Raw genomic sequence first — 24,016 nt, 5'->3', positions numbered from 1 at the left:
TATTTCTTATGAATGACAAAATAGTCATCCCTTGAGATGACTATTTTACTACGGTTTTTGAATAATGATATTTTGTGTTAGAAGTTCATTTGGATAGTCTAACGGCTGATCATTGACAAGAATTTCTGTAGAATTTGTCCGCCCTACTCGTATACGCACACTAGTGACGTCAGTAGCATCGATCTCCACAGTCTCGCCTGCTGTCATAATTCTACCTCCAGGTTGAGGCATTCTTTCGACACCTTGCTGATCAGTAACGGAAATCCAAGAATCCCCAGATGTCTTAATGACAAGTTTCAATTGTTCAGCATCGGATAGCGTAAACGTCGATGTTTCTCCCGCACTGGATTGTAATTCCAGTTGTTGAACAATTTCTTCGTCAATTGGTTCTTCAGTATCTGGTTCTGGTTGTTCTTCTGCTGAACCATCTTCACCGTCAGCGGGCTTTTCAATATCTGGCTGTTCTTTTGGTTGTTCGATGACAGGTACATTTTGTGTCGGTTGTTCTTTTCCTCCAGGAGTATCCGAAGCTTTTTCCCTAAATAAGATATACACAATGACAATAATCATCACAATAAATAAAGCCACAATAATTTTGGGCATTATTTCTTTTAATTTACTGTTAGTTTTCAGACCTGAACTGCGTTGAAGTGTTGTCGGTGCAACCACCTCACGCTCTTCATCAGGAGCTTCCCGGGACTCTTCTTTATAGAGAGCCAGCATCTCATCTGCATCCAAATCAACTGCTTCAGCATATTGTTTGATGAAGGCGCGTATATAGAACGCACCGGGCATCGTACTGTAATCTTCATTTTCAATACCCGAAAGGTAACGCTTCTGGATTTTTGTAATGCCTTGTAAATCATCCAACGTATAACCTTTCGCGACTCTCGCTTCTTTTAAGCGAGCACCTAATCCAGTCAATTTTAACACCTACCTAATTAATCAAAATCATTTCTGTCACTTATATAAGTGAAGGACTTCTACTAAATTCAACTCCATTACACTTCGATGTAACTACGTCTAGGTTTTTTTGAGTTCACTCGAAAAGCACTTCTTAAAATCTGAGATATCTACCGGAGCTTTCACTGAATTTAGTTAAACATATCAAAACCGCCCATTGAACCACGATCAGACATCTGGTCGTTCTTCTCCAGAATTTCGTATGTAATTTCCTGATCTACATTTGATCGCAATTCAATAATAATGTCAAAATCATCAATGGTGTATTCAGATTGCTTCACGAACATATCAGGGTGTTCAACCACTTTAATCGTAGGTAAACTCATCACTTCACGAACTAGTTGCATATGCCGCTCGTCTGAAGATTTTCGAGTCACAATACCATCCAGAATAAAAATATTGTCGTTAGAAAATTCGTCTCCCATCATACTAGTACGCACCGTTTGCTTAATCATTGTGGATGATAGAAAAACCCATTTTTTATTAGCACAAACACTAGCAGCAACAACCGATTCCGTTTTACCAACTCTCGGCATCCCTCGCACGCCTATTAGCTTGTGTCCTTCTTGTTTGAAGATCTCCGCTAAAAAGTCTACTAGGATTCCGAGTTCGCTTCGAATGAACTGAAATGTTTTACGATCATCCGTGCCACGTTGAATATAATGACCGTGGCGCACTGCCAATACATCCCTCAGTTTAGGCTCTCTAATCTTATGAATTACAATCGTATCCATAGTAGAAGCAATTAATTCAAAACGTTTGATTTGCTGATCATGATCTGTTTGCACAAGCATACCGCGATATCTTCCATCTACACCATTGATTGTGACAATATCTACTCGTAACATGCCGAGCAGGGATGCAATATCTCCAAGCAAGCCGGGCCGATTGACTTGAATCTCATATTCGACATACCATTCTCCCATTCGACACACTCCTTCATTTGACTTCTTTATATAGGACGCATAAGTCTACACTTAGTTCTATAATAACGGATAGCCAGAGTGAAGAAAAGAAAAAAAGAAAAGGACTTCAATAACCGTCCTTTTCTCATAGAATCACATATACCAACCACCATTGATCTTAACTATTTCCCCAGTCATGTAATCTGCCTTGCCACTAAGCATAAATTCGACCATATTTGCTATTTCTTGCGGTGTACCAACAGATAATAGGGGAATTTGTTCTAGGACCATCTGACGTTCTTCCAAAGAAAATTCTTGATTCATTCGTGTGTCTATCCATCCCGGTGCAATCGCATTGACCCGCACGCCTGAATAGGCTGCCTCCTTGGCATATGCTTTCACAAACGCATGTTGTGCGCCTTTTACTGCTGAATACATGACTTCTCCAGCTGCCCCTGTACTCCCCCATATGGAACCAATAAATAAAACATAAGAGACAGGATATTTACGCAGCTTTGAAGACAATATTGCAATGAGACGAGCTGGATTCTGCATATGAACCCGCCACAGCTCTGCCATTTCCAACTCTGTTGTATCAGACAATAACGAAACGACAGCTTGCCCATTAGCAACCACAATGGCTTGTACGCTTTGAATTTTCGAAGCTAACTCTGTTGCGGCCTGCTCCACTCTAAAGTCAGCTTGAACACTGTAAAACTCAAGATGTGGATATTCTTCTTGCAAACGTTTCAGTAATAACTCCACCTGTTGCCTATTGGAATTGTAATGTAAATAAAGAGACCATCCTGCTGCTGCTAACTGTTGACAAATCGCTTCTCCAATTCCACCTGAAGCTCCCAAAACAAGTGCAAAGCGAGACGGCATCATTGTGCATCTACAGGCGGCAGCACTTTAAATATTGAATAACTACTATCATCAGAAAATGTTGAAAATGCTTGCTTTAATTTTTCCATTGATAACTTTTCCAATGTAGGCACCACATTAAATAAATTCATTTCATTAAATTCATAGCGGGTATATTGGTTTGCAATAAACTCTATAGAATTCAGTGAACGCATAAACTGACCGATTTTCTTTCTTCTCATTCTTTCCAAGTCTTCCTCTTTTACAGGCCAGTTTTCTTTCGCTTCTTTAATCGTTTGTTGGATTAACTTCTCTAACTTCTCAGGCTCTTCTGTATCTGATCCAATCATAGCAAATCCATACCCATCTTCTAGTGAAAATTCGTATGAAAACGACTCATCAATAAAGCCCTCTTCATACGCCTTCTCATAAAATGGAGAAGTACGCCCAAACAGACTATCCAGTACTAGATTAGCGGATAGCTCTGTCTCTAATAGATCCTGCCCTTGAAGAGCTGTAGCCGTGCATTTCATACCGATATTAAGTTTCGGCTTTGAAACATCCATAGTCAATGTTCGATCTGGAATTGCTACGGCTTTTGATTCAGTTGGAAACTGACGTTCAATTGCTTCCGGCTGATCAAATGATTTTTTCGATTGATTTTCTTTAACGAAAGCCATCATTTCTTCAGGATTCACTGCACCCACAATGAACAGCAGCATATTGGACGGATGATAGAACGTTTCATAACAAGTATATAAGTGCTCTGCCGTTATATCTTGAATAGACTCTACCGTACCAGCTATGTCAATTTTCACTGGATGATTTTCGTAGAGATTTTCTATTGTTCCAAAGTATAGGCGCCAATCAGGTTGGTCGTCATACATCGTTATTTCCTGGGCAATAATCCCTTTCTCCTTATCCACGGTCTGCTTAGTGAAATAAGGGTCTTGCACAAAATCCAATAGTACTTCTGTATTTTCTTTTATTTTATTCGTAGCTGAAAATAAATAGGCAGTTCTTCCAAATGTTGTATACGCATTCGCGGATGCTCCGTTTAAACTAAATTTCTGGAACACATCACCATCTTCTTTTTCGAACATTTTATGCTCTAGAAAATGAGCAATTCCATCTGGTACTGTAATGAATTCGTTTTTCCCATGAGGTTTAAATGTTCTATCGATTGATCCGTATTTTGTCGTGAATGTCACAAATGTTTTGGAGTAACCACGTTTCGGTAAAATGACTACTTTCAAACCATTATCTAAAGTTTCCGTATAAATTGTTTCTTGTAGTTCTTTGAATATGACTTCTTTCATTTAGAATCACCTTCCTTACCTGATAACAGATAAACAACTTCTAACTGTATCGTCTTAGCCATCTCTTTCACATCTTCCAATGACACAGATTGCCATTTGCTTATTAGTCCTTCTGCAGTGAAATTCTCGTCCAACTCTTTATATTGATCGTAAATATCAATTTGACTACGTGCAGAATCGTTGGCACTACGGATACTATTTTCAAGTAAGGCCACTGTCTGATCTAATTCTAATTCTGTAATTTCACCTTGTTGCAATGCCTTTAATTGTTCAACAATTAATTGAACAGCTTTCTCTTCCAACTCCGCGTCAATACCTGCCGTCACATAGACAATGCCATAATGAGACGCAAACGCACTATTTGCGTAGTAAGCCATACTTTCCTTCTCACGCACATTCATAAACAATTTACTATGGGCAAACCCTCCAAATATTCCATTGGTCACTTGCATTTTATTATAATCTGGATGACCAAATTTCACAGGTGTACTGAAGCCCAAATGTAGCTTTCCTTGCTTCATGTCTTGTTGCTCTCTAACCTTTTTTACAGATTCTGTGGACTGAGTATTTTCTGATTCGGTCTGTTTAAGAAGTGCTCGTGCATTAAAAGGTAAAAACTCTTTGATTTGATGGATAATTTCTTGCTCATCTACATCACCCACCACGTAAATATCGATCAAGTCATTGTGAATCATCTCTTTATACGTTTGAAATAGAGTTTCACTAGTGATGGATGAAACTGCTTGTTCTGTCCCATAAGCAGAAATCGAAGCTGGCTGATCCGGTCGCATAATCTCAAGCATACGCTTTTGAGCGAATCTCGTCTTGTCATCATAAACTGAACGGATACGATCACGTACTGTTCGTTTTTCTCTTTCTACGACAGCTTTGTCAAATGAACCATTTACAACTTTCGGTTCAAACACAACGGCTCTAATTAATTGCCAAAGCTTTTTAAAAATATCTTCCCCTTCAAAATACTCATCATTTACACTTTCTGCAAATAACGAAACAATATGCTGAGAGCTTCTTTTCGAAACATCTGTGTACAGCACGGTACCATATAGCTCATCCAAAGCTTTTCGCATCGCACTTTGAGTAGGTAACTGACTGTTCGATTCCTCCAGCACATTCGCGAGAACCGTCCGTTCCGAAGCAGTATTTTGATCTAATGGCGCCTTCCACTTAATCGTGACATTCACTGTTTTAAATTGTTCAGTCTTACGTATATACAAATTAACTCCATCTTGTAACTTGGTTTTATTGAACATACAAACACCTCTCGTTTACCTTATTATATGAATTCCTATCCTCACTATACATTTTAGCTCCCAAAATGGAAAATAATACACTTAAGCTAAAGCGAAGAGCGCTGGGGAGCCTCGACAGGCGTTGGAGGATTCTTCACAAAGGCGTGTTTTGCCTTTTTGAAGAATCCGAAACGTCCCGAGAGGCTAGCGCTCGAAGCTGGATGATAACAAAAGCGGAGAGTGGCGTTTAGCTGCGACAGGCGTTGGAAGAACTGCTACAAAGGCGTCTTTTGCCTTTTTAGCAGTTCTGAAACGTCCCGAGCAGCTGCCACTCGAAGCTGGATGATAACAAATGCGAAGAGCGCTGGGTAGCTGCGACAGGCGTTGGAGGATTCTACACAAAGGAGCTTTTTGCCTTTTTGAAGAATCCGAAACGTCCCGAGAGGCTAGCGTTGCATAATAACAAATGCGGAGAGCGCTGGAGAGCCTCGACAAACCCAGAAAAGCTATCCGAAGTAAAATTTTCTTCAGATAGCTTTTCACGAATATTATCGATTTCCTTTTATATAAGGTTTCCCAAGTGCTTTTGGTGCATTCGCTTTCCCAAGGAATCCAGCCAACGCTAAGATCGTTAGAACGTACGGGAATATATGGAAGTACACAGCTGGTATATCTGATAAAAACTTTATACTTGAAGAACTAATTGCCAAAGCTTGCGCGAACCCGAAGAATAAAGCGGCCCCCATAGCACCTAGGGGATGCCATTTTCCGAAAATCATCGCGGCAAGGGCCATAAATCCTTGGCCGTTAATTGTAGCATGTCCAAAATCGTTGGTAATTGTCTGTGAATAAACCGCCCCACCAATTCCCGCAAGACCACCAGAAATAATTACGGCAATATAACGTATTTTCGTAACCTTGATTCCCATTGTATCTGCAGCCATTGGATGTTCACCTACAGAACGTAAACGCAAACCAAATGGCGTCTTATAAATAACGAACCAAGCGATAATTGCTACAGCTATTGCGATAATCGAAGACCCATATACTAATTTAAAAAACATCGGTCCAATAATTGGGATATCTTGCAAGTATGGAACATTGAATCTTGGAATCTTCTCCTGAATAAAGTCTGTCTGCCCTTTACCGAAAATCATCTTAACAGAAAATAAGGCAATGGCCAGACCCAACATGTTAATTGCTACACCCGAGACGACTTGATCTGCTCGAAATGAAATGGAAGCGACCGCGTGTAAGGTAGCGAATAAAGCGGATACTAGCATGGCTACTAGCAAGGCTATCCAAGGTGTCCAACTGCCCAAAGAATCCGCAAAAAACAAGTTGAATAAAATCCCAATGAAAGCACCCATGATCATTAGACCTTCCAAACCAATGTTTATGACCCCTGATCGTTCGGAAAACACACCACCAATTGCAGTAAAAATAAGAGGGGCAGCAGAAGCAATCGTTATAGGAACGATGAAATATAGCACATCTAACATCTTACTTCGCCTCCTTCTTATTACGTAAACGTTCTAATCCTACACGGATAATATAACCGCAAGCAACAAAGAAAATAACAAGTGCTATAATGATTGAAACAATTTCCACTGGTATTCCAGCCTCATTTGGCATATTGTTGGCACCATATTTCAATGAGCCAAACAAAGACGCACCAAAAATGACTCCTAGTGGTGTATTAGCACCTAGTAGAGCTACGGCAATTCCATCAAAACCAATGCCGGTAAAACCGCCCATCGAAGACATATTACCAAATGTTCCAAGCGCTTCCATTGCACCGCCTAAACCTGCAAATGCACCTGAAATGACCATTGCCATCACAATATTTTTATTTACACTCATTCCTGCATACTTTGAGGCATTATCATTAAAACCGACTGACTTCAATTCAAATCCTGTCTTAGTTTTCTCCAAGATAAACCACATCACAACAACCATTGCCAACGCCACAAATATTCCATAGTGTAATGTTGAATAATCTGTTAGATTAGATAAAAATTCAGATCGCAACGATGCTGTCTCTTTAATTCTTTCTGTTTTAAACCCACCGCCAGAAATAGTTTTTATTAATGCATTAACTACGTGTAGTGCAATATAGTTCATCATAATCGTAACAATTACTTCGTGTACTTTTAATGTAGCTCGTAAAATACCTGGTACAAGTCCCCATAATGCGCCCGCTAATGCTGCTGCCAGTAGTGCGAGCGGTAAGTGAATAATTTTGGGAAGATCGAATGCCATACCTACATAAGCTGCTGCAAACCATCCCACAATTAGTTGACCTTCAACTCCAATATTGAAGAGTCCCGTTCTGTATGCGAATGCTACCGCTAACCCAGCAAGTATATATGGACTGATTTGACGGATTGTTTCCCCAATCACATAAGAATCACCAAAAATACCATTCCATAAAGCCGTATATCCTGTAATTGGATTATAGTCACTAATTAACATTACGACTGCGCCCACTAGGAGACCTAAAATGATCGAAATCACCGGCACTAGTATATTAATCATTCTATTCGACATGATGTTCATCACCATCTTTCCGATCGGCCTTCTCTACGTTTAGTGCTGCACTTTTCGAATGACCTGCCATCATTAACCCTAGCGCTTGTTCAGTTGTTTCTTGTGGAGTGACAGTACCCACTATCGCGCCATCATAAATGACAGAAATACGGTCCGATACATTCATTACTTCATCAAGTTCAAATGTGATAAGAAGAACAGCTTTCCCACTGTCGCGCTGTTCGATCAAACGCCGGTGAATAAACTCAATCGCCCCAACGTCCAAGCCTCTCGTTGGCAAAGCAGCAATTAGCAAATCAGGATTACGAAGTACTTCACGACCGATGATTAATTTCTGCTGGTTTCCTCCCGACAATGCTCTTGCCAGTTCATCCACGCCTTGCGTTCTCACATCAAATTCTTCAATCAGACTTTTTGCTTTTTCATTTACAACTTTATAGTTCATGATTCCATTTTTTGAAAATGGTTCGTGATAATACGATTGCAAGGCTGCGTTATAACCAACTGAAAAATCTAGGATGAGACCATGTTTATGGCGGTCTTGTGGGATATGTCCAATTCCTGTTTCCGTGATTTTTCTCGGTTTTTTGTTTGTGACGTCTATTGAATTAATGTAGACTTTTCCACTTTTCACTTTTGTCAGCCCTGTAATAGCTTCGATCAATTCAGACTGCCCGTTGCCATCGATCCCGGCGATCCCTACGATTTCACCCCTACGTACAGAGAGATTGAGACCTTTTAACTTCGCAATTCCACGATAATCATTGACAACTAAGTCTTCGATTTTCAATACTTCTTCTGTCGGATGAGAAGGTCCTTTTTCGGTTTTGAATGTCACTTGCCGACCAACCATTAGTGTTGCCAATTCTTCCGGATTTGTTTCTGCAGTGATCACAGTGCCAATTCCTTTACCTTTACGAATCACTGTTACCTTGTCTGAAACATTCATAATCTCTTGCAATTTATGCGTGATCAGAATGATGGATTTTCCTTCTGCAACAAGTTTGCGCATGATGTTTAAAAGTTCTTCGATTTCTTGAGGTGTCAAAGAAGCTGTCGGCTCATCGAATATTAAAATATCTGCCCCTCGATATAACGTTTTTAAAATTTCTACTCGTTGCTGCATCCCAACTGAAATATCTTCAATTTTCGCATAGGGATCGACATCTAGCCCATAGGTTTTTGAAATCTCTTCCACTTTTTTTGCGGAATCTTTAATATTAATCATGCCTGACTTTGTCGGTTCGCTTCCTAAAATAATGTTTTCTGTGACCGTTAAGTTTTCTACCAACATAAAATGTTGATGAACCATACCAATCCCTAGATCATTTGCGACGTTAGGATCCGTTATGTCCACCTTTTCACCTCTGACGCGAATCTCTCCGCCATCTGGCTGATACAGTCCGAACAAGACATTCATTAATGTAGATTTCCCTGCTCCATTTTCTCCTAACAGTGCATGAATTTCGCCCTTTTCAAGTTGTAGCGTGATCTGGTCATTCGCATAGAAGTTTCCAAAGTTTTTCGAGATATCCAGCATTTCGATAACATATTCCATTCCAATCACTTCCTTGCCAGTAATAAAGTTCATTTGAATGTAGCAGAATTACATGTAGCTCTTAGTCTGATAAAGTTGTATGTAAAGCAAAAAATATGAAGGCATTAACACCTCTCAAATTAAATTTGACCAGGCATTCCACTTTGTATTTCATAAATTTAAAATTAATAAAATAAAGATTCCAGAACATTTTCAAAGAACCTTTATTTTACAAATTTTAATCAAATAAAGGCCGGGCAAAATACCGGCCTTTATCTTATTTAGAAACTTATTTCTTCTTTTTCTCTACGAATTCAGGAACTTCAATTTCTCCATCAGCAATCTTTTGTGCATACTCATCAATTTGATCTAGTACATCTTGTGGAATGGCACCGCGAGAATCCGCAAGTGATACGCCCTCATCATGAAGACCGTATACTTTTGTCTCTCCACCAGGGAAGTTTCCTTCCATTGCTAATTTCGAAATATCCTTAACTGCAACATCTACACGCTTTAACATAGATGTTAACGTAACGTTATCATCGCCAACTTTACCTTCTTCATACTGATCAGAATCTACTCCAATTACCCAAACGTATGCATCTTTATCCGCTTGCTTCCGTTCTTTCGCTTCTGAGAACACTCCGTTACCTGAACCACCTGCAGCGTGGAAAATAATATCTACGCCTGAAGAATACATACGGCTTGCTTCTGCTTTACCAAGTTCCGCTTTATCGAACGCACCTGTATATTTAGCATCTACTTTAATATCTGGCTTAACTGCTGCAACACCTGCCAAGAAACCAGCTTCAAAACGTTCGATTACCGGAATATCCATACCGCCAATAAAACCAATTTTGTCAGACTTCGTCATCAAAGCTGCTGCAACACCTGCAAGAAATCCACCTTCTTGCTCTTTAAATAGAACATTCGTCACGTTCGGTGCATCTACTACACCATCAATAATTGCGAATTCAGTATCTTTTTGCTGTGCAGCAATATCACTGATAGCATCTTCCATCAAGTAACCAACACCGAATATTAAATTAAAGTCGCGTCGAGCCAAGTTATTTAAGTTCGTTGTGTAATCTGACGGGTCTGTAGATTGCAAATAATCAAATCCGCCCTCACCCTTTTTCCATCCTTGCTCTTCCCCAAATTCTTTAACGCCTTTCCAAGCTGATTGGTTGAAAGATTTGTCATCTATTCCCCCAACGTCTGTTACCATGGCAATAGAGAATTCACTCTTTTCGGTATCATTACCCGTTGCTGGCTTTTCACCTGCATTATTATCGTCTTTTTTGTCAGAACCACAAGCAGCTAACATCGTACCCGCAGCTAACACTAAAGACATAGCCAACCCAAATTTTCTTTTCTTCATCAATAATGACCTCCCCTGTCATAATTTTGGTATGAAATCAGGACGTTATACGTCTTATACCCGTTTACGGACTACATGGAACTTAAATTTATCTGCGCGGAAAAAGTTTTTTGAATAAAGAACCATTTTTCCTTCTTCGCTGAAATGTTCTTGAGATAGTGATAAAAGAGATTGCGAAGAATCACATGACAATGCTTCAAATGCTTCTGGATGGTAACTAATTGGTTCTATTTCTGCAACGGCCTGTCCAATTCGAATTAATCCAGACTTCTCGATTGTATCAAATAATGATGCGTCAAGTTGACTTTCGATTCCGTCGGGCAAACATTCTAGCAACACATGATCCACACAATATACTACTGGTTCACCATTAGCTGTTCGAATACGTTTAATTTGGAAATACATCTGATCATCTGTAATGTTAAAACGTTTTTTCAACTCTTCGGTCATTGGGATGAACGAAATATCTTGCACAATCGTGCCGGGCTCCATATTCGCATTGCGGATCATCGTCGTAATACTTGAAAGCTGCTCAATTCCCGACAAAACCATCGGCTGGGAAGTGACAAATGTTCCTACTCCATGCTTTCTGAAGATTACTTTCTCTTCTTCCAACACTCGAAAAGCCTCACGTAAAGTTGCACGGCTTACCCCCAGTAACTCCGAGAGTCTCGCTTCTGAGGGGAGTCGTTGATTTTCTTGAAACCGCCCTAACTGGATATCTTGCTTTAGACGCTCGATGACCTGAACATATAAATGCCTCGGATCTTTCTTCACGAACATATAGCCACCTCCCAAGACGTCAGACCTCTGATTACTTATATGCTAACTATATCATCTTCTTTAGAAGAAGGAAATATCAAGTTAGGTTCTCGAATAAAATTATACATTTCAGGCGATTTACACAGTGCTTCATTAGTATTCTAAATCTGATTTTCCTATCATCACTTGTCTTGGCTTACTACCTTCAGGAGGCCCTACTACTCCACGTGCTTCCATTTGATCTACTATTCGTGCGGCCCTCGCATATCCAACACGGAAGCGCCGCTGAATCATCGATACCGATGCTGTTTGCATTTCAACGACCATTTGAACCGCTTCATCGTATAGATCATCGGTTTCTTCATGAGGTTGCACAACTTCAACTTCAGTCGGGATCATTTCTTCTTGATACTGTGCTTTTTGCTGTTCAATAATGAAATCTACTACTGCTTCTACTTCTTCATCCGAAACAAAAGCACCTTGTACACGTGTTGGCTTGGAAGCGCCAGCTGGTAGAAATAACATGTCGCCCCGTCCTAATAATTTCTCCGCTCCGCTACCATCCAAAATAGTCCTTGAATCGATGGCTGATGAAACGGCAAAAGCGATTCTAGAAGGGATATTTGCTTTAATAATTCCTGTAATGACGTCTACACTCGGTCTTTGTGTGGCGATAATTAAATGAATACCGGCAGCTCTAGCCATTTGTGCTAATCGTGTGATGGAATCCTCCACTTCATTGGAAGCTACCATCATCAAGTCCGCCAACTCATCAACAATGACCACAATATAAGGCATCCGCGGATGTTTTTCGTCATTATCCTCATTCCACTGTTCAATATGACCATTGTAGCCCTCAATATTTCTAGTTCCGGTATGAGAGAACAATTCATATCTTCTTTCCATTTCAGAGACTACACGTTGCAAAGCCTGAGCTGCTTTTCTCGGATCCGTCACAACAGGTGCCAATAAATGAGGGATCCCATTAAAGACATTGAGCTCTACCATCTTTGGATCGATCATCATCATTTTCACTTCATGAGGTTTTGCCCGCATAAGGATACTCATAATAATCCCGTTTACACAGACACTCTTACCGCTACCTGTCGCTCCCGCAATCAGCACATGTGGCATTTTATTGAGCTCTGTCATCATTGCTTGACCTGTTACATCTCGACCTAATCCGACGAGCAATTTAGACTGTGCACGATTATTTTCTTTAGATTCTAGCACTTCCCGCAAGCTTACCATCGCGACCGCATGATTTGGCACTTCGATTCCGACGGCTGATTTTCCAGGAATAGGCGCTTCAATACGAATCCCATTGGCAGCTAAAGCCAAAGCAATATCATCGGATAGACTGACAATCCGGCTGACTTTCACACCCGAATCTGGAAGTATTTCATATTTCGTCACGGCAGGTCCCAAATGAACTTGCGTCACACGCGCTTTTACACCAAAACTAAGAAATGTCTTTTCTAATTTCTTCGCATTCGCTTGAATTAGATCATACTCACCCGACTGGTCACTTGCAATTGGTTGCTCCAACAAACTGGTTGGTGGAAGAATATATGACTCATTTTCTTGTTCTCCCCCCATGACAGGATAATCGGACGGTTCATCCGATGCTTGACTGACTGGTTGCGACTGAATAGTTTCTGTTGTAACCTTCTCATCCATGTTTTCAGCCACAGGTGCTTGCTCAATTTTCGAAGTAAAACTCGAAATAATCGGCTGGGTAGCAGGCTCTGGATGGTCCATCATTTCTTCAATGATCGGTTTCGTTTCATTTTTTACTTGTTGTTTGCGATTTCTACGTGAAAGTTCTTTTCTGTCTTCTTCTGGTGACTTGACCAACTTCTTTTCCCGTGATGTCCACTTGTCTTTCACTTTTTCTAAAAAAACTGGAGTTTGTTCGACCAAATAAGGAATCAGCGCTTTTCCTGTCAATAGTATTACACCAATTAGCAGTAAAAGCACACCCGCCACTGTGGCGCCCGCCGAATCAACTAACGAATGAAACATCGCAAAGAGTACAGCACCGATCATGCCACCTCCAAGCGTACCATCTTGATTGTAAATACCGCCACTGGTCACGAGAACCTTCCACGTCTCTTTTAAAGCAGAATTAGACATTAACACTTTACTTTCATAAAGCGTTTGAAACAAGTGAATATGACTGAACAACAACATACTGCTCAAAATGAACAAACAACCGAGTACGATTCGATGTTTGTACCCACCCACTTGCCGCTTAATCATAAAAATTAAAGCTTGTACGATGATTAAGAATGGGAGAGCCACATGCCAGTTGCCGAATAAAAATCGAGAAAATGCAGCTAATCCTCTACCGATGACACCATATTCAAATATCATAATGACAGCTAATCCTATTAATACGACACCTAGAATTTCAAACCATAGCGGTTGCGCTTGTTTTTGTTGCTGCTGTTTTTTCTTGGCTGGGGTCTTTTTTTTCGCTTTCTTTTTAGCCATATGCTAACCCCCTTTCTGAAAAAAAGATTTCCAGCCTACATGGCATGGAAATCCTTCTTCATTATTTTCAAACTACATGTATTAATATTCCATAATGATCGGAATAATCATTGGACGTCTTTTCGTCTGTTGATATAAATAAGAACTAAGAGTTTCCCGGATCTCTTGCTTAATGTTTGTCCATTCAAACGTTTCTTTATTCACATACTTCTCCACTATCTTCCGAATCAACTTTGTCGCTTCTTCAAATAGCTCTTCCGATTCTCTGACATAAACGAAACCTCTGGATACAACTTCCGGTCCAGCAGCAATTCGTTTTTGTTTTCTGTTTAACGTCACGACGACAGTGAAGATTCCGTCTTGCGATAACAACTTGCGATCGCGTAGAACGATGTTACCCACATCTCCTACACCAATTCCATCGATCAGCACATTACCAGCTTGTACTCTTCCGCTCATCCGTAACTTATCATTTTTAAATTCTACAATATCGCCTTTATCTGCAATGAAGATCCGATTTTTAGGTAGCCCCACTTCTTGAGCTAATTTCGAATGGGCAATGAGCATACGATATTCACCTTGAATCGGGATAAAGTATTTAGGACGCATAAGGTTTAGCATCATTTTCAAATCTTCTTGCGAACCATGACCAGAGACATGAACATTTCTTGTAGAAGTTAATACCGTTGCACCAGCTTTAGCCAATTCATTCATCATCTGGTACATGGAAATCTCCATAACAGGCGATGGTGTAAATGTAATTAATACCGTGTCAGTTTCTTTAATATTAATTTCTCTATGATGTTTACGAACGATTTTTTCTAACGCTTCTAGAGGTTCGCCCTGATTGCCCGTAATAATGATTACGATGTCTTGATCTTCATAACGGTCCATATCTTTCACAGGGATGACGATATCTTCTTTCACTTGCAAATAACCCAGTCTCAATCCTACCTCAAAGTAGCTTTCCAAGCTCTTTCCAATTACCGCAACTTTTTTACCCTTTTCCGCGGCTTGATCAAGCACTTGTTGAATCCGAATAAAGTTAGACGCGTACAACGCTACTAAGATTCTTCCTTGCGCTTCATGAAATGTTTTGGAAAGACGTTTTTCAATAACTGATTCTGATGTCGTATAGCCTGGACGTTCTGCTTCTGTGGAATCAGACATTAAAATGAATACGCCATCTTCTCCGAGTGTGGCCATTTTTGCTATATCAGGACGATACTTGCCTTTCGCAGCCTGGTCAAATTTAAATTCTCCTGTGTTAACGATTGCTCCTTCACTCGTGTGGAATACGATACCTAACGAATCAGGAATGCTATGTGTCGTGTAAAAGAACGTTACATGTGTTCGCTTGAAATTCATACGGCTACGGTTCGTCACTTCAAAGAATCGGACATTTGATGGCGCCGGCATCTTTTTTAAATGTTCTTTTGCAAGAGCAAGCGTTAACTTTGTTCCATACACAGGAGCTTGTACTTTTTGTAACAAATAAGCAATAGCACCAATCGCATCTTCATGTCCATGCGTCAAGAATATGCCTTTCACTCGATCTTTGTTTTCTTCTAAATATGTCATGTCCGGTATGACGATATCAATACCAAGCATTTCTGTTTCAGGAAACATTAATCCTGAATCCATGACAAACAGTTCATCATCGATTTCAATGATGTACATAGACTTGCCGACTTCTCCTACTCCACCTAAAGGTATTACTCGAATTACTTCATTTTGAATTTTGGTCACATTGTTTCCTCCTATGTTCTATTGTGCCTTGGTGTAATTGCGCTCGTATTTTAACCCGATGTAGGTAATGCATTGTTTACTGCATGATTTAATTAACTAAGGATACTGGCTACTTATTACGGTAATCTAGTCTATCCTATTTAATAATTCCAAGCATAAGTCTATCAGTTCCCATTGATCTTTGTGAAAAAATACAATGTTCGCGACTTGCTAACGCTTGTCGAGACATAACAGCCTTTTTGGTATACACACTGAGGCATTATTTGAATCCAGCCGTAATCATCATGCGACTGGATAAAAAACATGTTGATCTTATTTATTTCTAAAAATGACATACTCAGCTGAATCTAGATAATTCCCGTCCACAACGACTAAAGTCCATTATACGAGATAGTGGGCTTCCAGTACAAACAAAAAAAGCCGGATCTACCATCCGGCTTTACTTTATTTGCGACTTTTTGAAGTTTTCTAGAGCTAAATCAATGAACTTGGCTTCATTCGCGTCTAGTGCTGCAAGAGGTAATCGTACTCCACCCGTAGATATCCCCGCCTTTTCAAGTGCATATTTAACAGGCACTGGATTAGGTGTAGAGAAAAGCGCTTTGAATACTGGTAAAAGTGCACGATGAATTTTTGCTGCTTCTGTAGTACGACCTTCATGAAATGCTTTGATCATTCGTTGCATTTCATTTCCTACCACATGAGATGAGACAGAAATAATTCCTTTTCCACCAATCGACAGAAGTGGTAAAGTCAAGCTATCATCCCCACTGTACACATTAAAATCGTCATCAGTTCCTTCGATGATTTCAGCCATCTGTTCAAGACTGCCACTGGCTTCTTTAACGGCTTGTATAGTAGGGATTTTGGATAAAGCGATGACTGTTTCTGGAAGCAAATTGATAGCAGATCTGCCTGGAATATTATATAGCAACACAGGTAAGGACGTTTCTTTGGCAATTGTTGAAAAATGCGCGTACATACCTTTTTGATCAGGCTTATTATAATAAGGAGTAACGAGCATAATCCCGTCTGCTCCTGAACTTTCAGCCGATCTTGTCAACTTAATCGATTCGACGGTATTGAACGTTCCTGTTCCTGCAATTACAGGTATTCGCTTATTGACTACCTTTACAACAAAGTCTAGTAATTCCTTTTTCTCCGTTACGGTAAGCGTAGGTGATTCACCAGTCGTACCGCTAACAATTACAGAATCAGTTCCATTTTCGATCAAATGTTCAAGTAAGTTTGCAGTTTTTTCATAATCAATAGCACCCGTTGGAGAAAAAGGAGTGACCATTGCGGTTCCTATATTTCCAAGTTCCACTTTGCTCCTCCCTTTTCATTCATTTTACTTACATATCTTTACCGATTAGTCGAGAAGTTTCTCAGCGATCTGCACCGAATTCAATGCAGCACCTTTTAACAAGTTATCCGACACAATCCACAAATGAAAACCTCTCGGATGATTCAAGTCTTTACGAATTCTTCCGACAAATACTTCATCCTTGCCTTCTGAATAAAGTGGCATTGGATATAGTTGCGTGGCTGGATCGTCCTGCAAGACAACCCCAGGAGCGTTCTTCAAAATAGCATGGATATCAGCTACCGTTACGTTGTCTTTATCGATTTCAATGTAGACAGATTCTGAGTGACCAGATACAACGGGAAGTCTGACACAAGTTGCCGCCACTGACATTTCATAGTCGTTAAAGATTTTCTTAGTTTCATTGATCATTTTTAACTCTTCAAGTGTATAACCAGATTCATCAAATAGATCTATTTGTGGAATTGCATTAAACGCGATGGGATAATGACGTTCCGCAGAGGAAGACGGCAATACTTCTGCTTTGATCTCACTTCGTTCAGAAAATTGCTTACTTTGATCTGCCAATTCATCTATGGCTTCTGCACCTGCACCAGAGACAGCTTGATAAGTAGAAACAATCAGTCTATTCAGTCCGTATTGATCTTTAATTGGTTTTAGTGCTGCCACCATTTGTATCGTAGAACAATTGGGATTTGCAATAATTCCTGAATGCTTTTCAAGTTCCTGTGGATTAACTTCCGGCACGACAAGTGGCGTGTTCGGATCCATCCGGAAGAAGCTCGTATTATCAATGACAACTGCTCCTCTTTTCACTGCTTCATGTGCAAATTTTTCAGAGATACTTCCGCCTGCACTAAAGAATGCAATGTCGATACCTTCAAAAGCTTCAGGCGTTGTTTCGTGTACAATGTACGTTTCTCCCGCAGCTTTGATTTCGACGCCTGCAGAACGTTTGGATGCAAGTAACTTGATGGATTTGGCAGGAAATTTTCGCTCAACCAATTTTTCAAGTATTTTTGTTCCTACTGCTCCGGTAGCCCCGACAATTGCAACATTTACATTCTTCATGTCTATCTTCCTTTCAATGATTAACAAGTATTTTTGAGAGACCTAGTGGAAGTATTCCAGAGGGTCCCGCCTTGTTAATTGTTATTGAACGAATTATAACATATTTTGCGATATTAAAAAATCTATTTTTATGCATCTTTATGAAGGATTAATAATGGTTGAAGCTGTTCGCCTTGTAATGCGGCTGCTACCGTGTCTGCCAATAAAGAGAAATCAGCGATCAAAGAATTCGGTTTTTTTATGCAGTCATCCTGTCCGAACGGTATGAAATAGACATGTTTCATATTTAATAATTTCATGAGGTTCATGCCGTTCAACCCTAGCGCGTCATTTGTTGAAACGCCTAGTACTATAGGTTTCCCATTGCGCAGTGTAGCCTTCGCTGCCATTAGTACAGGTGAATCTGTGGCTGCGTTGGCAAATCTACTCATAGAATTACCAGTGAGTGGTGAAATCACCATACAATCTAAAGGATTCGTTGGTCCGAATGGTTCTGCTTCGGCAATACTTGACACGACCTTTTCCCCTGTCGCCTCTTCTATTTTTTTCACCCATTCTTCCCCTGTGCCAAAACGTGTGGCCGCACGAAGTACTGAATGTGTAATGATTGGAACAACAATTGCCCCTTCATTTTGTAAAGAACTGATCATTGGAAGTAATTGGTCATATGTGCAATGTGAAGCCGTAATCCCTAATCCGATTCGTTTTCCTTCAAGCATCTAGCTCCCCTTTCTTCTATGCTCATTCTCAAAATCGCGTCAACTAGAACAGCTGCCGCGTCCACAGGGAAATGTATCCCGGGCAATTTGAGGTGTATCGTATAGTATTCAGAAGAATGAGGGCGCATTAGGCAACCTGGAGCTGAAGACAAGTCAAAAATGCGTGTATTTTCATTTTTTTCAGGATCTAACCATTGGGATGGAATTGTATTCACCAAATAATTACTCGAGAAACGAGTATCTTGAGTTAAACGTATTGACTCATAACCTAACATATCTGCTTCTGCAAGCTGTTTGTCAGACCTAGCGGCAATCGTTACCGAAGCTTGCAAGTTGTGTAATACTTGTGCCACCGCTTTCCCCACTCTGCCGAATCCAGCTATACAAAAATGCTTCCCTGCAATTTGACGCTTTGTATGTTCATAAAATAACTGCACAAATGCCTCCGCTGTCAATCGGGCATTTTGCCAAATAAACTGTTCATTTTGCAAATAGCTATGATTTCGTAAACCTTTCATTTGCAACTGATTAACCCATTCCTGAGATGTTTGGCCTGTGAACAATATCGCATCCTCCCCTAACAATTCGAGAGGTATGTTATTTTTCATCGGCAAGAGAGGAAGAACGATTATATCAGGTTGCCATTCCGTCAGTATTTTTTCTAGATCTTCATCGAATGTGTCTGTTCCGATATAACGGCTTGTATGTCCTTTTTCGAGTAATAATTCATTTGCAATCTTTAGTCGTTGATCGGTTCCAATGATAAGCCAATTAGTCATATTCAGTCACATCCTTCCTATCCAGTTCATGCGTTTTTCCAAATAAGATACGATCTTCTCCTACCAGTACGATCTCATGCCACGGAATATATTCTATCGAGTCCTGGTCTTTTTGACGAAAAAGATTTTTCCCTAACTTTTTCCTAATTTCAAAACCAATGATTTCGCCTGTCTTATGATTGAATAGTAGATCTGTATCTGCAAGAAATCCATAACGCATGCCTTCCTCCACTTGAATCAACTCTTTTTGTGCAAGCTCCGATAACAACATGTGTGCCCTCCCTTTCAACTTATCTTCTATCATCATATGTATAGAAAGGGAGAAGTCGACTAGTTGTGCAATTTTTTAAACTGTGAAATATTTTTTTTAGGCGCTACAATCGAAATGGCACGGTTACTCGTTAATACTTGCTGCCCTAATCGATAAACACTTCTCTTCTCCACTAAATCAATACGCTCGACTACTTCTTCAATCGTTTGATGTGTGCCCAGTACTAATTCATTGCGACCATTTCGATACATACGGGATTCAGAGCTTTCCAATCCTAGAACGAAACTCCCTTTTAGCTGTTCTTTGGCATTTCGTAATTCTTTATCTGTCAACCCATCATGTAATAACTCTGCAATCACTTGTTCAATTGTCTGATAGGTCTCCACAAAATTTTCTGGCGACGTGCCGCAATAGATGACAAACCCTCCTGCTTTCTCGTAAGCTGAGTAATACGTATAAACCGAATAGGCTAAACCACGATTTTCACGAACTTCCTGGAATAACCTTGAAGACATCGTTCCTCCAAGAATACTATCAAATAAGCTTACATCATAAATTCGATCATGCGTCGCGGGTAAAGACGGATAACCAAAGCATAAATGGGCTTGTTCAATATTCTTTTCTTTCAACGTTTGTTTTGCAGCAAAATACGGCAATATAGTCTCTTTGCTTTCAATTGTTGATACCTTTCTTTGATAAGAGCCAAAATGTGCTTCAATCAGTTTGATTAACCTTTCATCATAATTCCCCGCAATCGAAATAACGAGCTTGTCAGGACCATAGTGAGTCGCCATAAATTCATCTACCATGTCCTTCGTGAAGTGCTTAATCGTTTCGATTCGTCCTCCTACTGGTTTCCCAATTGGATCATCTGGAAACATCGCAGCCCATAGTCTTTCATCTACATCTTCATCTGGTGTATCTTCAACTGAAGACACTTCATCTAAAATTACGGATTTTTCTTTTTCCATTTCTTCTTTATTAAATTGAGAATGAAAGAACATATCAGATAAAATAGTGAGGGCGTATGACGCATGATGACTCAAAACAGTCGTGTAGTAACACGTCATTTCTTTTGCTGTGAAGGCATTGAGATCTCCGCCAATCTGATCAAACTGTTCGGCAATCATTCTGGCATTCCGGGTAGCCGTCCCTTTAAATAACATATGCTCAATGAAATGAGCAATTCCCTCTTGTTCTGGCGTTTCATCAGCAGATCCCGCATGTACCCATAGCCCCACTGCTACAGACTTCACATGGGGCATCTTTTCATGAACAATACGTACACCATTTGAACAGATATATTTTTGAATCATTAACTTCACTCCTCTGTAAAGTACAAAAAGCCTTCTTCGCCGCAACTTGTGCAGGAAGAGGCTTTTTACTTTCATTGTTTACAATTACGCTTGATCAGCTTTTTCTTTCGCTTCTTTTTCTTCTTGAATGACAACTTTTCTAGATAAGTTCACTCGACCTTGTTTATCAATTTCGATAACCTTCACGAACAGTTCGTCACCAAGCTTCAATTCGTCTTCAACTGCTTTTGTACGTGCTTCTTGAATTTCAGAAATATGAAGCAAACCGTCTTTACCAGGGAAGATTTCCAAGAATGCCCCGAATTTTTCAATACGTTTAACTTTAGCTAGGTAGTACTCTCCGACTTTCGCTTCGCGAACGATGTCTTCGATCATTTTCTTAGCTTTCGCATTCATTTCAGAATTCGGTGAAGAGATATAAATTGTCCCATCTTGTTCTGTATCAATCTTCACTTGAGTTTCCTCAATAATTTTGTTGATCACTTTTCCGCCAGGTCCGATGACATCGCGAATTTTATCTGGATTGATGTGAATCACAACAATTTTCGGAGCATACTCAGATAGCTCTTCACGTGTTGAAGAAATCGTGCTCATCATATGTTCAAGAATCTTAATACGACCAATTTTCGCCTGTGCGAGTGACTCTTCAAGAATTTGACGAGACAGACCATCAATTTTAATGTCCATTTGAAGTGCCGTGATTCCTTTATCGGTACCTGCTACTTTAAAGTCCATATCGCCTAAATGGTCTTCCATTCCTTGAATATCCGTCAGAATAGAGTAATCTTCATCTTTCTTTATAAGGCCCATTGCAATCCCCGCAACCGGTGACTTGATCGGTACACCTGCATCCATCATAGCCATCGTAGAAGCACAAATTGATGCTTGTGATGAAGAACCATTAGATTCTAATACTTCAGCCACAAGACGCATGGTATATGGGAATTCTACTTCATTTGGAATGACAGGCAGCAATGCACGTTCGCCTAGTGCACCGTGACCGATTTCACGACGGCCTGGTCCACGGATCGGTCCTGTTTCACCAACACTGAAGTTCGGGAAGTTATAATGATGCATGAAACGCTTAGATTCATCTAAACCTAATCCATCAATAATTTGCACTTCACCCAGCGCACCTAATGTACATATACTTAATACTTGTGTTTGTCCACGTGTGAATAGAGAAGAACCGTGAGCACGTTGTAGAAGACCTGTTTCAGAAGACAATGGGCGAATTTCATCTAATGCACGGCCGTCCGGACGAACTTTATCGACCGTAATCAAGCGACGAACTTCATCTTTCACCATTTGTTCTAAAATTGCCTTTACTTGTTTGATCGTGTCTTCATCCGCTTCATTCTCGATATACCGATCAAGAACAGCAGTTTTCACTTCAGTAATTGCTTCTTCACGAGCGTGCTTTTCTTCCGTTTGAATCGCTGCGACCAGATCACTTTCGCAGAAGTCTTTCACTTCCGCACTAATCTCTGCATCTAACTCAAATAATTCTATTTCAAATTTTTCTTTGCCAATCTCTTCAGCAATCTTTTCTTGGAATGAAATCAGTTTCTTGATTTCATCATGTCCGAACATGATCGCTTCTAGCATGATGTCTTCAGAAACTTCTTTCGCTCCTGCTTCCACCATGTTAATCGCATCTTTGGTACCGGCTACAACTAAATCGATCTCTGACGTCTCTAGTTGCTCGGGTGTTGGATTAACGATAAATTCATTATCGATTCTGCCGATTTGTACGCCAGCAATCGGTCCATCAAACGGAATATCTGAAATAGATAAAGCTAGAGAAGAACCTATCATAGCAGCAATTTCAGATGAACAATTTTGATCAACTGACATAACAAGTGAAATCACTTGTACATCATTTCTGAATCCATCAGGAAATAAAGGTCGGATCGGTCGGTCGATTAATCGACTTGTCAGTACTGCTTTTTCTGACGGGCGACCTTCACGCTTAATAAATCCACCAGGAATCTTACCGACTGCATATAAACGTTCTTCATAATTGACTGTAAGTGGGAAAAAGTCTAGAGGTTTTGGTTTTTTAGAAGCTGTTACTGTGGATAGTACTGTCGTGTCGCCGTAACGAACTAGAACAGCACCGTTTGCCTGTTTTGCAAGTTGTCCGGCTTCGATCGTAAGCGGACGCCCTGCCCAATCAAGTGTGTAAACTTTTTTTTGTTCTGACATTGTAGAACTCCTCTCTATTGTGAAACTGGGTACATCATGGTTGTATGTAATTAGTAGTAGTGTATCAAAAAAGATACATTTATGCGAAATATTTTATCTTTTAACAGAATACTTCTGCGGCTAGTCATTAATTGTATTAGTAGTTCGTATCATTCCATAGAAAAAAGCGGGCAATGCCCGCTTTCTAGTCTTATTAACGGCGTAAGCCAAGTTTTGCAATAAGATCACGGTAACGTTGAACGTTAGTTTCACGCAAATACTTCAAAAGACGACGACGTGTACCAACCATTTTGTAAAGACCGCGACGTGAGTGGTGGTCTTTCTTATGCGTACGCAAGTGGCTGTTCAAGTTATTGATCTCTTCAGTAAGGATAGCAATCTGAACATCAGCAGATCCAGTGTCATTTTCATGAGTTTTGAATTCATTGATTAGCTCAGTTTTTCGCTCTTGTGTAATAGCCATCCTTTTCACCTCCTAAATAAAAGTATCCCCATCTCCCGAGCAAACGTTGGTGAATCGACTTGCCAAGAAGTGGTTCGTGTTCAGAA

The 24,016-nt window shown here is 40.1% G+C and carries 20 protein-coding genes; all 20 read right to left on the bottom strand.

Annotation, left to right across the window (positions count from 1 at the left end; genetic code table 11):
• Positions 1-48: 48 nt before the first annotated feature.
• Complete coding sequence (locus GD002_RS05510; RefSeq protein WP_194841477.1) at positions 49-924, bottom strand: helix-turn-helix domain-containing protein; 876 nt, start codon at positions 922-924, stop codon at positions 49-51.
• A gap of 170 nt (positions 925-1,094) precedes the next feature.
• Positions 1,095-1,889 carry a DUF3388 domain-containing protein gene (locus GD002_RS05505; protein WP_153731342.1) on the bottom strand — a complete coding sequence of 265 codons (795 nt, stop codon included), beginning with the start codon at positions 1,887-1,889 and terminating at the stop codon, positions 1,095-1,097.
• A gap of 132 nt (positions 1,890-2,021) precedes the next feature.
• Positions 2,022-2,756, bottom strand: coding sequence for an elongation factor P 5-aminopentanone reductase (gene ymfI / locus GD002_RS05500; RefSeq protein ID WP_153731341.1), 735 nt, complete (start codon positions 2,754-2,756; stop codon positions 2,022-2,024).
• The gene (gene yfmH / locus GD002_RS05495; protein ID WP_153731340.1) at positions 2,753-4,051 is read right to left on the bottom strand and encodes an EF-P 5-aminopentanol modification-associated protein YfmH; all 1,299 of its coding nucleotides are present in this window, start codon (positions 4,049-4,051) and stop codon (positions 2,753-2,755) included. The genes ymfI and yfmH overlap by 4 nt, the downstream gene beginning before the upstream one ends.
• Entirely contained in the window at positions 4,048-5,322 is a 1,275-nt protein-coding gene (gene yfmF / locus GD002_RS05490) for an EF-P 5-aminopentanol modification-associated protein YfmF (protein WP_153731339.1), read from the bottom strand. The genes yfmH and yfmF overlap by 4 nt, the downstream gene beginning before the upstream one ends.
• A 527-nt stretch (positions 5,323-5,849) precedes the next feature.
• On the bottom strand, positions 5,850-6,803 hold the full coding sequence (locus GD002_RS05485; RefSeq protein ID WP_153731338.1) for an ABC transporter permease: 954 nt from the start codon (positions 6,801-6,803) through the stop codon (positions 5,850-5,852).
• A gap of 1 nt (position 6,804) precedes the next feature.
• On the bottom strand, positions 6,805-7,851 hold the full coding sequence (locus GD002_RS05480; protein ID WP_153731337.1) for an ABC transporter permease: 1,047 nt from the start codon (positions 7,849-7,851) through the stop codon (positions 6,805-6,807).
• Positions 7,841-9,409: an ABC transporter ATP-binding protein gene (locus tag GD002_RS05475; RefSeq protein WP_153731336.1), complete on the bottom strand. Its 1,569-nt coding sequence runs from the start codon at positions 9,407-9,409 to the stop codon at positions 7,841-7,843. Before GD002_RS05475 ends, GD002_RS05480 begins: the two co-directional genes overlap by 11 nt.
• Positions 9,410-9,677: 268 nt before the next feature.
• Entirely contained in the window at positions 9,678-10,769 is a 1,092-nt protein-coding gene (locus tag GD002_RS05470; protein WP_153731335.1) for a BMP family lipoprotein, read from the bottom strand.
• A 54-nt stretch (positions 10,770-10,823) separates the two neighbouring features.
• Positions 10,824-11,552: a GntR family transcriptional regulator gene (locus GD002_RS05465; RefSeq protein WP_153731334.1), complete on the bottom strand. Its 729-nt coding sequence runs from the start codon at positions 11,550-11,552 to the stop codon at positions 10,824-10,826.
• Between the two features lie 132 nt (positions 11,553-11,684).
• A complete protein-coding gene (locus GD002_RS05460) occupies positions 11,685-14,027 on the bottom strand; it encodes an FtsK/SpoIIIE family DNA translocase (RefSeq protein WP_153731333.1) in 2,343 nt (780 codons plus the stop codon).
• An 81-nt stretch (positions 14,028-14,108) separates the two neighbouring features.
• Complete coding sequence (locus tag GD002_RS05455; RefSeq protein WP_153731332.1) at positions 14,109-15,776, bottom strand: ribonuclease J; 1,668 nt, start codon at positions 15,774-15,776, stop codon at positions 14,109-14,111.
• Between the two features lie 439 nt (positions 15,777-16,215).
• Positions 16,216-17,103, bottom strand: a complete 888-nt coding sequence (dapA, locus tag GD002_RS05450) for a 4-hydroxy-tetrahydrodipicolinate synthase (RefSeq protein ID WP_153731331.1) — start codon at positions 17,101-17,103, stop codon at positions 16,216-16,218.
• Between the two features lie 45 nt (positions 17,104-17,148).
• Positions 17,149-18,174, bottom strand: coding sequence for an aspartate-semialdehyde dehydrogenase (locus GD002_RS05445; protein ID WP_153731330.1), 1,026 nt, complete (start codon positions 18,172-18,174; stop codon positions 17,149-17,151).
• A 128-nt stretch (positions 18,175-18,302) separates the two neighbouring features.
• A complete protein-coding gene (locus tag GD002_RS05440) occupies positions 18,303-18,893 on the bottom strand; it encodes a dipicolinate synthase subunit B (RefSeq protein ID WP_153731329.1) in 591 nt (196 codons plus the stop codon).
• Complete coding sequence (locus GD002_RS05435) at positions 18,866-19,672, bottom strand: NAD(P)-dependent oxidoreductase (RefSeq protein ID WP_153731328.1); 807 nt, start codon at positions 19,670-19,672, stop codon at positions 18,866-18,868. Before GD002_RS05435 ends, GD002_RS05440 begins: the two co-directional genes overlap by 28 nt.
• Positions 19,665-19,943 carry a YlmC/YmxH family sporulation protein gene (locus GD002_RS05430; protein ID WP_153731327.1) on the bottom strand — a complete coding sequence of 93 codons (279 nt, stop codon included), beginning with the start codon at positions 19,941-19,943 and terminating at the stop codon, positions 19,665-19,667. The genes GD002_RS05435 and GD002_RS05430 overlap by 8 nt, the downstream gene beginning before the upstream one ends.
• 59 nt (positions 19,944-20,002) lie before the next feature.
• Positions 20,003-21,259, bottom strand: a complete 1,257-nt coding sequence (locus GD002_RS05425; RefSeq protein ID WP_153731326.1) for a M16 family metallopeptidase — start codon at positions 21,257-21,259, stop codon at positions 20,003-20,005.
• Positions 21,260-21,343: 84 nt separating this feature from the next.
• Positions 21,344-23,467, bottom strand: a complete 2,124-nt coding sequence (gene pnp, locus GD002_RS05420) for a polyribonucleotide nucleotidyltransferase (protein WP_153731325.1) — start codon at positions 23,465-23,467, stop codon at positions 21,344-21,346.
• A 193-nt stretch (positions 23,468-23,660) separates the two neighbouring features.
• Positions 23,661-23,930 carry a 30S ribosomal protein S15 gene (gene rpsO, locus GD002_RS05415; RefSeq protein ID WP_153731324.1) on the bottom strand — a complete coding sequence of 90 codons (270 nt, stop codon included), beginning with the start codon at positions 23,928-23,930 and terminating at the stop codon, positions 23,661-23,663.
• Positions 23,931-24,016: the final 86 nt, after the last annotated feature.

This window comes from Sporosarcina obsidiansis, from assembly GCF_009651005.1.
Taxonomy (GTDB): Bacteria; Bacillota; Bacilli; order Bacillales_A; family Planococcaceae; genus Sporosarcina; species Sporosarcina obsidiansis.
This window is presented reverse-complemented; position numbering and strand designations above follow the sequence as displayed.